Here is a 12,706-nt window from a genome sequence, read left to right as displayed (position 1 = left end):
TATGCTTTTGCCGTAACGCTCCGTAGTCCTGCCGTCCCCATGTAGGCAAAAGCCCTTTACGGGAGCGCGTCTATGTATCGGCAACTCGGCGGTCCGGCACTGTTGCTGTTGCTTTTTACTTCCGCGATATCGCATATCGCAAGCCCGAGCCATGGAACGATGGCTGTCCGCGGCGGGTCAGGTGGGACGGAAACACGCACCGCCGATATTTCGGCAGTAGAGGCCGACCGGCACACCTGCTATGTCTTCGAGGCATTGCGTCTCTATTTAGGGGTGGCGCATCCGGCTGCGGGCCAGTCTGACGAGAGTTCTTCATCCGGTCATCCGATCAATTGTTCGGAAGCGAATTTTGCCGCTATTTTCCCGGCCGGCATGACGCAAATCGACGCGAAAGACAGCCAAGTGCTGATGGCGACGGTGCCTGATCCTCTGCAATCCTCCGAGGCGCTGCAATTTGACCGCGACATCGCCGCGCTGCAGGAAGCGGCCTCTACCGCCGGCTATGACTTCCAGAGGATTGCGACGCCGTGGCAGGTTTCAGACCTGTCGGAACCGAAAGACCTCAAAGACGCCCGCGAGGTGGACCGTTATCGCCAGACTTTTGGCAACGAGCCGGGAGCGCTGCTTTTCCGAAAGCGCATCCGCGCCAGCGACGTGCAGCTTGAAGGTCCCGACAGCCTGCTGCTGCTGGTTCTCGTGCCGGAGTCACCTATTTACGGATTGAATCTGGCTGCCGGACGGGAAGCCGTCAGCGCAGTCAGCGTTCTGCTCAGTCATGGTTTTACCGCTTCTGAACCGGACACGACCGGGAAAGCTTCCCGCATACGCTGGATCGGCCCAAGCTACTCCGCGTCCGCATCGGGGCTGCGCCGGCTGGAGCAGGAGACGCAGCCGCATCTTTTGTTTGATGCCCTGAGCGGGACGGTCAGCACAAATTCCGCAAACGCCTTCCTGATGAAGGTGAATCAGGACGGCGAAGGGCCTTCGGAAGAGCACGAGAAAGCCACGCTGGCCGAGCTTGATCAGAATGCTATGTGCTGGTTCCTGGGGCAGGCTACACGACCGGGCATGCATTCCGATGAGCCAGTGGTTGTCCTGCAGGAAGATGAAACCGCTTATGGAGGTAACATATCCGATCCGACAGCATCGGCGAATCCGTGCAGCCCGCTCTCGAACCTTGTGCGCCGATTCACCTTTCCGCGCGGAGTTTCGCATGTGCGCCGTGTTTATGGCGGCACGCTCAAGAATGCTACTTCTAGCCAACAGCAAGATGAAGCTTCCACCGCCAACTCCAGCGTCACTCTCAGCTTTCGCGATGAACTGGAAGACCCTCTAGACGCGGTGCCGGAATTTGCGCCGCAGTCGCCCGTTTCCAATGAGAGCGTGCTCGCGGCCATCGCTTCAAGCATCAAGCACCTTCATGCGCGCGCCATTGTGATCAGGACCAGCGACCCGCTGGACCAGCTTTTTCTCGCGCGCTATTTTCGGCAGGAATGTCCGGACAGCCGGCTCGTGCTGTTCAATGCGGAACGCCTGCTCACGCGTTTGCGCGGCGACTTTGATCTGGACGGGACGCTGGTTGTCACCCGCTTTCCTCTCTTTCAGAATTCTTATCTGCAGACTCCATTCCGGGGGGAATCGCGGCATTCGCTTACGTTTACAAACAGTCGTGAAGAGGCCGTCTTTCTCGCAGCCCTCATGCAGATCAAGCACGGCCACCTCCCTTTGCTGCAATCGCCTTTTGCGCATAAGCACTATGCGATGGCGCCGTGGATTGGCGTAGCGTCCGGAGGCGACTTCTGGCCAGTCGCTTACTTCGGCAGCGACCTTATCGCTCCGGACTCGAAGCTGCCGGACGATGTTCTGCTGCTCAACGACACGCCGCCGGAACCTCTGCCTGTTTTTTGGACCCTGGTTACACTTGCCGTTCTCGGTATCGCCGTTATCCACTTCCTGTGTTTCCTTGCGGCCATGCCTCTGCATGCCAGGCTGAGGCAAAGCAGACATGCATGGGCCAGGAAACTAGCGCTGCATCGAGTACTGAGCTACTATCTCGCGCCTCCATCGCCAACCTGCGAACAGTCGCGCCTGTTTACCGGCCAGTGCTGGTGGCTGCTGAACGTGAGCGTGCAGCTCGTGCTGATGCTCGCCTACCTGCTGTTCCCGGCGATTGCCTACCAGAAGAATGTGGAGAATGTTACGTCGGTCGCGGCTGCGCTAAGGCAATTCCCCATGCAGACAACCATGTTTTCAGCCTTTACGCTGGTTGTGCTGATGCTGCAGTTCTGCATGGCAGGCACGTTATTTCTTCTGCTCACGAAACGTTGCCGGCAAATGGGCAAAGGCTTCTTCATCCGCTTTGAAGGTTTTCTGCTGCCAATTATCTCGCTGTTGTGGGCGGTGCTGTCGCTCAGTCTTTTCTGCCTGCAGCTCTCCGATACGCAAACCGGATTCGCATTTGCTTCGCGCAGCCTGCATCTCACCTCCGGCGCTTGTCCGGTTTTGCCGCTTCTGCTGATATCTCTCGGCTTCTTAATCGCGGCGATTGTGAACCTCAATGCGTTGAGCATGGCGGTGACGCGAAACCCTGCTCTGCCTCTGATTCATTGGCCCTGGATTGATCTTGCTTCCTGGCAGATCAGACTCACCGGATATACCGAGCTGTGGTACGGGCTTCCAGGTTCTGACGGCAAGCTGCTTGCATTCGTGGTCCTGCTTGCCTGTCTGTTGCTTCATCCGCAAAGGCTCTTTGCCACGTTTGATACGCCTTATATTGGCTGGCTTTATACATTCAACTTTATTTTCAGCATGTGGACTGTGCTTTGGCTCTGGGCGCGCTTTACCCGCATCTGGGGTGTGCTGCGCAGCGGCCTGGACTGCCTGGAGGGCTCGCCGCTGCGCTTTGCCTTCTCTCGGCTGCCGAGCATCTTCTCTGTCGATCCCATCTGGTCTTATTCCGGATTGCGCCGCGTAGTGACGCTGCCGATGCGCTGGCTCGAATATCTGAAGGTTGCTCCGCCCGTCGGAGACGAGAAACAGGCTGTTGTTACCGACAACCTGCACGAGCTGCGCATCATCCTGCAGGAACTGCGAGACGTGCAATGGCTCGACAATAAAACCTATGCGAATTTCAGCCATAAGCAGAACGAATACGCCATTAAGCTCTCGGATGTGCCGGCGATTCGCGAAAGCTGGGAGCGCGGCGGCCCGGACTGCGCAATTACAGGTTCCGTGTGCAAGCCGGAAAAGCCGGAAGAAGGAGAGAGTACCGGATTTGCCGGCGGCGGATGCCCACAGTCTCGCGCCGATATTCCTCCGCCGTGCGGCACAGTTTTTGGCCCGGACAATTGCCTGGTGGAGCTTGGCAACGAATTCATCGCCATGCGCATTACTGCCTATGTGCGCTACATCACTTTGCAGATGAAGAACCTGATGACCTTCATGTCGCTGGGTTTTCTGCTTACGTTGCTGGGAGCCATCAGTTATCCATTTGACCGGCCGCAGATCATTGCCTGGTCGGCGACGCTGATTCTTGCGGCACTGCTCTTTACGGTTGGAACGGTGCTCGCGCAGATGGACCGCGACGCTGTGCTCAGCCGGATGAGCAACAGCACGCCCGGCCAGGTCCGCTACATGGCTTTCCTGAAGCACATGGTTGCGGTGGGAGGATTGCCGGCCATTACAGTCCTTGCAACGCTCTTCCCAGCGATTGGCAAGTTCCTTTTCTCCTGGGCTGCTCCAATTCTGGAGAGCCTGCACTAGAGCCTGGACGATATGATTCTCTGGTGGGCGCACTGCTCGAACTCGATCAGCTTTCCATCTCCTTCCAGGGCCGTCCTGCAGTCGATAAGTTGAGTCTCCGCATTGCACCTGGAGAATCGCTTGGCCTGGTTGGCGAGTCCGGCTCGGGAAAATCTGTCACAGCCCTTGCAATTCTTCGGCTGCTTGACGCTGCTGCGCAGGTGTCCGGCGCAATTCGCTTCGATGGCCGCAATTTGCTATCGCTGCCTGCCGAGCCGATCCGGCGCGTGCGCGGACGCGAGATTGCAATGATCTTTCAGGAGCCAATGACGGCCCTGAATCCGGTAATGCCGATCAGCACGCAGATTGCCGAAGCCATTCGCGCGCATCATCCGGAAAAGGGGCGGCGGGAAGTGCGCGATGCCGTAATTGAAGCCATGCGCGCGGTTGCGCTGCCTGAGCCGGAGCGGCGCATGGGCGACTATCCGCATCAGTTTTCGGGCGGACAGCGCCAGCGCGTGTTGATTGCGATGGCGATTGTGAACCGTCCTCGGCTGCTGATTGCCGATGAGCCGACGACCGCGCTCGATGTCACAGTACAGGCGCAGATTCTCGATCTGCTGGCTGATCTGCGCGAGCGGTATTCGCTGGCGATGCTCTTCATCTCGCACGATCTTGCCGTGGTGTCGCAGGTGGCCGACCGCGTGGCCGTGATGCGGCATGGATTGTTGCTGGAAGAAGGCCCGAAGGCTGCGATTTTCCAGTCGCCGCAACATGCCTATACAAGGAGCCTGCTGGGCGCGATTCCTACCCTCCAGATGGACACCAATAAGTCGCTCGCGACATTGCCTGCGGCTTTCGAGACGGCCCCAGGCGAGCTGCGCGAATACACTTCCAGTCATTGGGTGAGAAGCTGAGGGGTGCGCGGCTGAACCACTTGGAATCCGCTACTGTTCGGACTAGATTGAGAAGTGGTTCTTCGCCATGCGCGCGCTTGTCCTTTCCGATATCCATGCCAATCTTGAAGCGCTCGACGCAGTGATTGCCGCTGCGCCTCAGTACGATGCGGTGTGGAATCTGGGCGATGTTGTCGGCTACGGCGCCAATCCCAATGAAGTGATTGATCGCGCCCGGTCGATTGGCAGTGTCTTCGTTCGCGGCAACCATGACCGCGTTTGCAGCGGCCTCGGCAGCACTGAGGACTTCAATCCCATCGCCAACCGCGCGGCGAAGTGGACGCAGTGCGTGCTCTCAGCGGAACACATTGCCTGGCTGCGGCATCTCGCGCATGGCCCGATCATGCCAGACGGGCCGCAGGTGAGTTGCAATCATGGTTCGCCTCTGGATGAGGACGAGTACATCCTCTCCATGCGCGATGCGTGGCAGCCGTTGCAGAAGGTGACGACGGCAATTAATTTCTTCGGGCATACGCATCTGCAGGGCGGCTTTGCCACGAATGGCAATGATTGGTTCAAGCTGGTTCCTGACTATGCGACGCATGATGAGCCGGAAGAATATGAGATACAGTTGCGCGAGGGCGTTCGCTACCTGATCAATCCAGGATCGGTTGGGCAGCCGCGCGATGGCGACTGGCGCTCTGCCTTCGCGATTTACGACGACGCGCAGCGGATGGTGACGTTTTACCGTATTCCTTACGATGTGCGGCTGGCGCAGATGCGGATTCTTCGCGCCGGATTGCCGGACCGGTTGGCGACTCGGCTGCGGGATGGACGCTGATAAACCGCAGGTCCCTTCGGCAAGCTCAGGACAGGCTTTTCGACTCCGCGCTATCGCGCTTCGCTCAGGATGACATCTTTGATGTGGTTGCAATGACTTGAGCCGCGAAGCGCTCCATCTCTTCTAATTGCGGACTGCTTTGCAACAGCACAAGATCAACGCCCACAGCAGCAAATTTTTCCAGGCGTTCGGAGACCTGTTCTGGCGTTCCGATGAGACCGCTTCTCAAGCCGCGATTCGAGACGGAGTAGTCTTCGAGCGAAATTTTCTGCTCGAGGTTTGAGCCGGTGATCCATTGCTGGTAGTTGGCATAGCCGCGTGCGGACTGCTGGACGTCGGTGATGCGAGCCACTTCTTTCTGTGCCTCGGCTTCGGAGTCGCGCACAATGGCATATCCGGCGATACCGTAGGTCATCGGAGGCAGTCCGGCAGCTTCGCGGCGGCCTCGCATATCAGCAATCTTCTTTCCGACAATTTCAGGCGGATCGCCGTGCATGAGATAGGCGTCGCACTTGCCGGCGATAAGGTTCTTGGCTGTCTCGGACTCGCCTCCGGCATAGAGCGTGGGTCGCGGCTTGCTCACTGGTTTCGGTGACAGGATGTTGTCGTCGACGCGGTAGTACTTGCCCTGATAGGAGAAGCCCTGCCGGTTCCAGCAGCCGTTAATTACATCGAGCCATTCGGAGGTACGGGCGTAGCGGTCGTCGTGCTGGTCGAACTGGATGCCATACTTCGTCGCCTCGTCGGCCCACCAGCTTGAAACGACGTTCAAGGTAAGGCGCCCATTCGAGATGTGGTCGATGTTAGCGGCCTGCTTAGCCAGCAGCGCAGGATTGTGGAAGGTTGGACGGACGGCGACCATCAGTTCCAGCTTCTTCGTCACGGCAGCGAGCGCGGCGGTAGTGGACCAGGCATCGAGCGATGGCGCTTCGACGCCCTTGATGTCATTCAGGTTCAGCTCGGCGATGAGGGTGAGGTCGTAGCCGATCTCCTCGGCGCGCCGCGCGAGGCGGCTGACGTAGTCCCAGGTGGGCTGCATCTGTTCGTCTTCGACATTGCGGAGCCATCCGCCGAAGACGGGCAGCCAGAAGCCATAGCGCATCAGTGGGCTCCCACAGGTTCTGCTTCGTTGACCTTGGCAGCTTCGGCTTCCAGCCAGTCAACCAGCTTTACAAAAGGGTCAAAGCCGATGACGCGCGGTCCGTCGGCGACAAAGTTCGAAAGGGCATTGATGTCATAGTAGAGGCGCTGGCCATCGCGGTTGTCCGTGATGTACTCGACACCGCCAAGTTCGATTCCGGCTTCCTGCATGATGCGCTCCACATCGGTGATGACTTCCTGCGGTGGCTCGTATCCTTCAACGCTGATGCCGGTCTTAGGCGCATCGACAGGGCAGGCCGCACGATTTAAATCCACTCCGCTCGTAGTCCGGCAGATGTCTGCGGGGCAGAGGTCGAAGGTTTCGCCAGTGATGTGGACCTTGATGGCGTAGAGAAATTTTCCGTTCAGCACTTCGCAGCGGACGATGTGGGCATCGCGCGCGGGAATGAATTCCTGGACCAGCGCGGTTGAGTCGAGACCGAAGAGCAGCTCGTTGGCTTCGGCTGCGGACTGCAGGGATTCCGGCGCGTCGAAGCGTTTGACGCCTGCTCCAGAGCCACCGATGTTGGGCTTGACGACGATGGGCCAGCGGAGTCCTTCAGTTGCGGCCAGAGCTTGCGATGCGCGGTGGATGACGCGGGCTTTCGGGTAAGGCAGGCCAAGTTCGTCGAGGAGCGAGAGCTGCGCGGCTTTCGACAGCTCTGTCCGAAAGGCCGTTAGGCCGTTGATGACGCGTACGCCGCGCCGTTCGAGGTGGTCAAGGAAGCCGAGGGTGTAGAAGATGGAGTCGCCGTGCTCGCGGTTCCAGGCTGAAGGACTCATGCGGTTCACGACGAGCGAGTAGTCGCGCTCGGGATGGTCTTTGATTGAATAGGCGTGCTCGATGGCATTGAGCTTAACGTAATTGGTGTCGCGTCGGTCGAGTTCGGCGAAGAGTGGCTTGAACCAGTGCTGCTGTTCGTAGTAGATGGCAATGGGCTTGGGCACGGCTCTCCCTTCTGTCTTAAAGATACGCAACTGTTAATTCTTGCACATAACTACGAAATCGTGGATAATAAATACCGAAATCGAGGATTCCTATGGCTACTCTTGCGATTGCTCCAAATGTGAATCCGCTCTTTGACCGCGCTCCGGACCTGAGGGATACACGGCAACGGGCGAAGCTGAGTCCCAATGCGATCAAGGCTTTCGTCAATATTGCCAACAAGTGGGATCTGACGGAGACGCAAGCCCGCGGGCTGCTGGGCGGGTTGGCTTCATCGACGTATCACGCGTGGAAAACGGAACCGCGCGGACGGAAGCTCGACCAGGATACGCTGATGCGCATTTCGCTCGTGATCGGGATTTACAAGGCGCTGCATATCTATTTCGGGCAGCCGTGGGCGGACCGCTGGGTGACACTCGGTAACCGCAATTCGCTGTTCGGGGGCGTTGCGCCGATTGACTATATGCTGCGGCGCGGCCAGCCGGGGATGATGCAGGTGCGCCTGATGCTCGATATGTGGCGAGGAGGGCAGTGAAGCTCCCTCCTGTCACAGATTTCTTTGCGGATGGGATGCACCGGCTCATCCCGTCGCGCTATAGCAAAAGGCAGACGGTGCTTGCCGATGTTGCTGACAATGACGCAATGCTCGACGACATTACGCTGCTTGATGGCGCAACCAATGAGCGCATCCAGACGGAGCAGGCAGGGAAGATAGGCATCAGCACATACGAGCTGGTATATGGAATTCCGAATGCGCATATTGTGAATGCGGCGTTCAGCTATTCGGCGGCTCCGGGCGGGCGCTTTAACGATGAGACGCGCGGAGCCTGGTATGCGGCGGATGAGCTGGACACTTCATTGGCCGAGGTGACGTATCACAAAGCGCGGCGGCTGGGCGAGATGGTTGTGCCGGGCCTGCCGGGAGACCGTCCTGACCGGGATGTTTCGACCTATGACGACTGGCGGGCGGATTTCCGCTCGCCGTTTCATACGCTCGATTCGGCTGCGGAGTGGGCCAACTGTCTGGAAGCGGGGCCGCTGCCGGGTTGCTATGCTGCTCCGCAGCGGCTGGCGCGGGCTTTGATTGCTGCGGGATCAAATGGGCTGGTGTATCCGAGTGTCCGACGGGCCGGACATACTTGTCTGGTTTGCTTTCGTCCTGCGCTGGTGTATCGTCCCCGGCGGGATATTCGGCTGGAAATTGTTTTTGAGGCGGCTGAGGTTGGGTACGAGTGGAGGGCGCGCACGGTGGGGATTCAATGAACTGTCAAAACATGCTTTCCGAAACGCTTTGACGAAGGCGGTCACAATCGATCAGGGCGAAGGGGGCCTTTTACACACAATGGCTGTCAAAACTTCTGCATTCAATGAATGGTTCAAGAGCGCCTTGGCAGATCCGGCACGCGCGAAGGAGCTAAAGCATGATTGGATGAAGCTTGCAGATAAGGAACTTGCATTGTCGGCGCCCCAAAAGGAACATCTCTCTCTGGTGCCAACTGAAGATGCAAAAGGTCTTCAGGCTGCCATCGGGCAGGTTGTCGACCATGGCGGCACGATTCATATTGAGCGCGATTCAGAACAGAGTCCGGGACTGCTCGTCGTACACCCCAAGAAAACGGACACGATCAGCCCAGAGTTTTCGGTTGGAATCTTCCACTGCACCTTCGATGCGAATTGCCGCAATTGGCATTGCGGCTGGGGGCCGGCTAAAAAGAAATAATACGTGTTCTATTGCTTGAGATCCCACATCTCTTTCGAGATGTGGGGCACCCGCACCCGATACCCCCGAGTGGGAACCGGGCCTGAAGGCCCTCACTCACGTTCTGCTTATTCACCGGACTAAAGTCCGGTGCTTCTACCAAAAAGCAACAATGCTAGCGACCAGCGGGAGCGGGTTGGAGGTCGACGCATTTGTCAATGCAAGCATGGCGCGCAAAGCGCGCGCCTGCTGCATGCAATGCCTTATTCCGCGGCGGCTTCTTCGGCCTTTACCGTTACCTTGATGTGGGCGGTTACTTCGCGGTGCAGCTTGACCGGGATGAGGAACTCGCCGAGGGACTTCAGGGGTTCGTCGAGGTGCACCTTGCGGCGGTCGATGTTGAAGCCCTTCGATTCGAGTCCGTTAGCGATATCCGCCGAGGTGACCGAGCCGAAGAGGTGGTCGTGCTCGCCGACCTTGCGCTCGAATGTGAGAGCGACGTCGTTGAGCTGGGTGAGCAGCTGTTCGGCTTCGCCCTTTTCCTTGGCAGAGCGGCGGACAGCCGACGCCTTCATCTGTTCGATGACGGCCTTGTTGGCGGCGGTCGCTTCCATGGCGAGCTTTTGGGGCAGCAGGTAGTTGCGGCCGTAGCCGTCAGCGACCTTCACCACGTCGCCGCGGTGGCCCAGGTTGTTTACGTCTTCCTTCAGAATGACTTCCATTGCTAATCTCCAAGTGTTGCTGGGTTGGTGATCTCAGCCAACCGTGATCTTATTGAGCCGATAAGGCCCGGGGCTGAAGCCCCTTTTATCCTGCTCTTTATTCACCGGACTAAAGTCCGGTGCTTCTACCCAAAACCGCTCCTGCGTTGCCACCCTTTTTCGTGCGGCTGAAGGCGGCCTTGCTGTGCAAGGCTTCTCACGAACTTTGTTCGTGAGGGTCCTTCGACTACGCGTTGCGCTCAGGATGACAATCTTAATGGTTGTTAGTACCTTGCGGCGAAGGGCAGCAGGGCAATGTTGCGGGCCTGCTTGATTGCCTTCGTCAGACGGCGCTGGTGCGTGGTGCAAACGCCCGTCAGACGGCGAGGAACGATCTTGCCGCGCTCGGCCACAAAGCCTTGCAAGAGGCGCACATCGCGGTACGGGATCGCGTCGATCTTTTCCGTGCAGAACTTGCAGACTTTCTTGCGACGGAAGAACTTGCGTCCGCCGGGACCGCCGGGGCCACCAGGACCACCGCTGCGGGGGCCACGCGGGCCACCAGGACCGCCGGGACCGCGCTCGGGGCCGCCTGTGGGAGCTGCGCCTTCGGGCGCCTTCGTTGTTGTTTCGTCAGCCATTTCTTTTTCCTTCTCCGCGGGACCTTGCCAGCGGCTTAAATCTGAATTCGTTTAGGCGCTTGCCGGAGTCGCTTCGGCGGCGTGGGCTTCAGTGCCCTCGGCAGGGGCAGCGACAGGCTGGGCGCTGAGCTTCTTGCGCGTGGCGCGAATCGCCTTGATCTTGTCAATGCGCTTCTGCTCTTCGTCCATGCGCACGGTGATGAACTTGATCACAGGCTCGGAAACGCGCAGGCGGCGCTCAAGCTCGTGTACCAGCGCGCCGTCGGCATCGATGGTCAACAGGATGTAATTGCCTTCGTTGAACTTGCGCACGGTGTAAGCGAGCTTGCGGCGTCCCAGCTTTTCAGTGGAACGAACGGTTCCGCCGCCGTTGGTCACGGTGGCTTCAAAGCCGGCGATCAGCTTGTCCACATCTTCGTCCTGTGTGTCGGGACGAACGATAAACATTACTTCGTAAAAACGTTGCATTCGTTTCTCTCTTCTCTCGCCGGTCACGGTTGCCGTGGCCCTGCGAAAAATCCCGGGGCTAAAGCCCCTCGTTATTCCATTGCTTTGTTCACCGGGCTAAAGCCCGGTGCTTTTACCCTTATTACCTCAGGGGCTAAAGCCCCTTTTAATTTTTGGTTCTATAGCGGCATGGCTTAAAGCCATGCCCTTACGAAACCTTTAACACCTTTAAAGCCGGTGCTTCTACTCGTCGGGCGAGCCGCTTAGCTCGCGCCGATTGAACTCATTCATCGCAGCCTTAATGTTCTGCGATACAACCATATCTACTGCCCTGGCCGCTTTATCGAGCACGGGATCAAGCTCGGCCAAGTCTGCTTTCCGCATGGGCGTCAGCAGATAATCTTTTCCGCGCCGTCCGCTCAACTCGCCCGGCTGCGGCCCTACACCGATCCGGACACGCGCCCATTCTTCCGATTGCAACGCGCCATTGATCGAATTCGCTCCGTTATGACCACCGGAGCTGCCGCCGGTTCTTACCCGAAGCGTGCCCAGCGGCAGGGCCAACTCGTCATACAAAACCACCAAGTCGCGCTGCCGGTCAGCTTCGAACTCGGCCAGCAGCGCCTCAACGGAAAGTCCGCTGAGGTTCATATACGTCTCAGGCTTGGCCAGAACCACTTCGCGGCCTGCCATGCGAATCGTTGCCGTTACTGCCCGACAGCGCCGATTCACGACCTGTACACCGTAATCGTCGGCGATGCGGTCAATCGCCAAAAACCCCGCATTGTGCGGTGTGAACTGGTATTCGATTCCCGGATTGCCGAGACCAACGACCAGGAACACGCCGTTCGTTTCGTTCGCCAAGCTTTACTTCTTGGCCGGAGCGGCCGGGGCAGCCTCAGCCGTCTCCTGCTTACCCTTCTTGACGACTTCCGGTTCAGCCGGAGCTGCAGCCGCAGCAGCCGCTTCCGCCTCAGGCGTCGCAACAACCTCTTCCTTGATGGCAACAATGTGCGCGACTGTGCTGTTCTCGTCGGTAAGGAACTTCAGCTTGCCGCCATGCGGAAGGTCAGAGACGCGCAGCACATCGCCGAAAGCCAGTTCGGAAACATCGATGTCGATGTGGCCGGGGATGTCGGTTGGAAGGCACTCGATTTCGACTTCGCGGAGCACCTGGTCGAGGATGCCGCCCTGCGTCTTGACGCCGACGGGGATACCCACTAGCTGGATCGGCACTTCGACGCGGATGACCTTGTCGAGCGCGATGCGCTTCATGTCAATATGCATCAACGAGCCCTTGATCGGCTCATACTGCCAGTCGACAATCATGGCCTTTGCCCTGGCATCGCCAATCTCGAGATCGAAGATCGAGTTATGGCCGGACTCCGAGTGCAGGATACGGAGAATCTGTTTCGGATCAACTTCGACGGCGACTGACGGCTCCTGCGCGCCGTAGACGACGGCGGGAATCCTGCCGCTGACGCGCACGCGGCGTGCTGCGTTCTTGTTGAACTTGCCCTCGCGGGGTGTTGCTGCTACCACTTCCTGAGTAATCATTCTGTCCTTTTCCTTCGGGCACGGAATCGGCTCCGCTCCCTTTGCCTGGCGACCAAGCTGGCTTAATCGCGAACTGATGAAACAGACTCGGTCAGCT

The 12,706-nt window shown here is 58.5% G+C and carries 13 protein-coding genes; 6 read left to right on the top strand and 7 right to left on the bottom strand.

Features of this window, described 5'->3' with window-relative positions; genetic code table 11:
• The first annotated feature begins 72 nt into the window (after positions 1–72).
• The 3 genes from VEV40_RS18780 to VEV40_RS18770 all read left to right on the top strand — a co-directional run bounded on the left by VEV40_RS18780 (position 73) and on the right by VEV40_RS18770 (position 5,478).
• Positions 73–3,762 (top strand): hypothetical protein, encoded by a 3,690-nt coding sequence (locus VEV40_RS18780; RefSeq protein ID WP_324834555.1) that lies wholly within the window; start codon positions 73–75, stop codon positions 3,760–3,762.
• 23 nt (positions 3,763–3,785) lie between these two features.
• Positions 3,786–4,658 carry an ABC transporter ATP-binding protein gene (locus VEV40_RS18775; RefSeq protein ID WP_324834553.1) on the top strand — a complete coding sequence of 291 codons (873 nt, stop codon included), beginning with the start codon at positions 3,786–3,788 and terminating at the stop codon, positions 4,656–4,658.
• 67 nt (positions 4,659–4,725) lie between these two features.
• The gene (locus VEV40_RS18770; RefSeq protein WP_324834552.1) at positions 4,726–5,478 is read left to right on the top strand and encodes a metallophosphoesterase family protein; all 753 of its coding nucleotides are present in this window, start codon (positions 4,726–4,728) and stop codon (positions 5,476–5,478) included.
• Positions 5,479–5,542: 64 nt separating this feature from the next.
• On the opposite strand, the gene VEV40_RS18765 is transcribed toward VEV40_RS18770, so the two are convergent.
• Together VEV40_RS18765 and VEV40_RS18760 are read right to left on the bottom strand one after the other, a co-directional pair.
• Complete coding sequence (locus VEV40_RS18765) at positions 5,543–6,580, bottom strand: LLM class flavin-dependent oxidoreductase (RefSeq protein ID WP_324834551.1); 1,038 nt, start codon at positions 6,578–6,580, stop codon at positions 5,543–5,545.
• Complete coding sequence (locus VEV40_RS18760; RefSeq protein ID WP_324834550.1) at positions 6,580–7,566, bottom strand: hypothetical protein; 987 nt, start codon at positions 7,564–7,566, stop codon at positions 6,580–6,582. Before VEV40_RS18760 ends, VEV40_RS18765 begins: the two co-directional genes overlap by 1 nt.
• Before the next feature lie 92 nt (positions 7,567–7,658).
• Here VEV40_RS18760 and VEV40_RS18755 point away from each other — a divergent pair, with 92 nt between their 5' ends.
• The 3 genes from VEV40_RS18755 to VEV40_RS18745 are packed head-to-tail and all read left to right on the top strand — an operon-like array spanning position 7,659 to position 9,284.
• Positions 7,659–8,099 carry an antitoxin Xre-like helix-turn-helix domain-containing protein gene (locus VEV40_RS18755; protein ID WP_324834549.1) on the top strand — a complete coding sequence of 147 codons (441 nt, stop codon included), beginning with the start codon at positions 7,659–7,661 and terminating at the stop codon, positions 8,097–8,099.
• On the top strand, positions 8,096–8,827 hold the full coding sequence (locus VEV40_RS18750; protein WP_324834548.1) for an RES family NAD+ phosphorylase: 732 nt from the start codon (positions 8,096–8,098) through the stop codon (positions 8,825–8,827). The genes VEV40_RS18755 and VEV40_RS18750 overlap by 4 nt, the downstream gene beginning before the upstream one ends.
• Before the next feature lie 28 nt (positions 8,828–8,855).
• Positions 8,856–9,284: a hypothetical protein gene (locus tag VEV40_RS18745; RefSeq protein WP_324834547.1), complete on the top strand. Its 429-nt coding sequence runs from the start codon at positions 8,856–8,858 to the stop codon at positions 9,282–9,284.
• Positions 9,285–9,526: 242 nt separating this feature from the next.
• On the opposite strand, the gene rplI is transcribed toward VEV40_RS18745, so the two are convergent.
• From rplI to VEV40_RS18720, 5 genes are all read right to left on the bottom strand, one after another.
• On the bottom strand, positions 9,527–9,985 hold the full coding sequence (gene rplI, locus VEV40_RS18740; protein WP_324834546.1) for a 50S ribosomal protein L9: 459 nt from the start codon (positions 9,983–9,985) through the stop codon (positions 9,527–9,529).
• Between the two features lie 263 nt (positions 9,986–10,248).
• Positions 10,249–10,605, bottom strand: coding sequence for a 30S ribosomal protein S18 (gene rpsR / locus VEV40_RS18735; RefSeq protein WP_324834544.1), 357 nt, complete (start codon positions 10,603–10,605; stop codon positions 10,249–10,251).
• A 51-nt stretch (positions 10,606–10,656) separates the two neighbouring features.
• Positions 10,657–11,073: a 30S ribosomal protein S6 gene (rpsF, locus tag VEV40_RS18730; RefSeq protein WP_324834543.1), complete on the bottom strand. Its 417-nt coding sequence runs from the start codon at positions 11,071–11,073 to the stop codon at positions 10,657–10,659.
• Positions 11,074–11,295: 222 nt separating this feature from the next.
• Positions 11,296–11,916: an aminoacyl-tRNA hydrolase gene (gene pth / locus VEV40_RS18725; RefSeq protein WP_324834541.1), complete on the bottom strand. Its 621-nt coding sequence runs from the start codon at positions 11,914–11,916 to the stop codon at positions 11,296–11,298.
• 3 nt (positions 11,917–11,919) lie between these two features.
• On the bottom strand, positions 11,920–12,609 hold the full coding sequence (locus tag VEV40_RS18720; RefSeq protein WP_324834576.1) for a 50S ribosomal protein L25: 690 nt from the start codon (positions 12,607–12,609) through the stop codon (positions 11,920–11,922).
• Positions 12,610–12,706 lie beyond the last annotated feature (97 nt).

The organism is Alloacidobacterium sp. (assembly GCF_035631355.1).
GTDB lineage: Bacteria > Acidobacteriota > Terriglobia > Terriglobales > Acidobacteriaceae > Alloacidobacterium.
The sequence above is the reverse complement of the archived record's forward strand: the minus strand, read 5'-3'. Positions and strand labels throughout refer to the sequence as shown.

Coding starts and splice junctions, on each gene's coding strand:
- VEV40_RS18780 (WP_324834555.1), top strand. CDS start 73: ATGTATCGGCAACTCGGCGGTCCGGCACTGTTGCTGTTGCTTTTTACT.
- VEV40_RS18770 (WP_324834552.1), top strand. CDS start 4,726: ATGCGCGCGCTTGTCCTTTCCGATATCCATGCCAATCTTGAAGCGCTC.
- VEV40_RS18765 (WP_324834551.1), bottom strand. CDS start 6,580: ATGCGCTATGGCTTCTGGCTGCCCGTCTTCGGCGGATGGCTCCGCAAT.
- VEV40_RS18755 (WP_324834549.1), top strand. CDS start 7,659: ATGGCTACTCTTGCGATTGCTCCAAATGTGAATCCGCTCTTTGACCGC.
- rplI (WP_324834546.1), bottom strand. CDS start 9,985: ATGGAAGTCATTCTGAAGGAAGACGTAAACAACCTGGGCCACCGCGGC.
- rpsR (WP_324834544.1), bottom strand. CDS start 10,605: ATGGCTGACGAAACAACAACGAAGGCGCCCGAAGGCGCAGCTCCCACA.
- rpsF (WP_324834543.1), bottom strand. CDS start 11,073: ATGCAACGTTTTTACGAAGTAATGTTTATCGTTCGTCCCGACACACAG.
- VEV40_RS18720 (WP_324834576.1), bottom strand. CDS start 12,609: ATGATTACTCAGGAAGTGGTAGCAGCAACACCCCGCGAGGGCAAGTTC.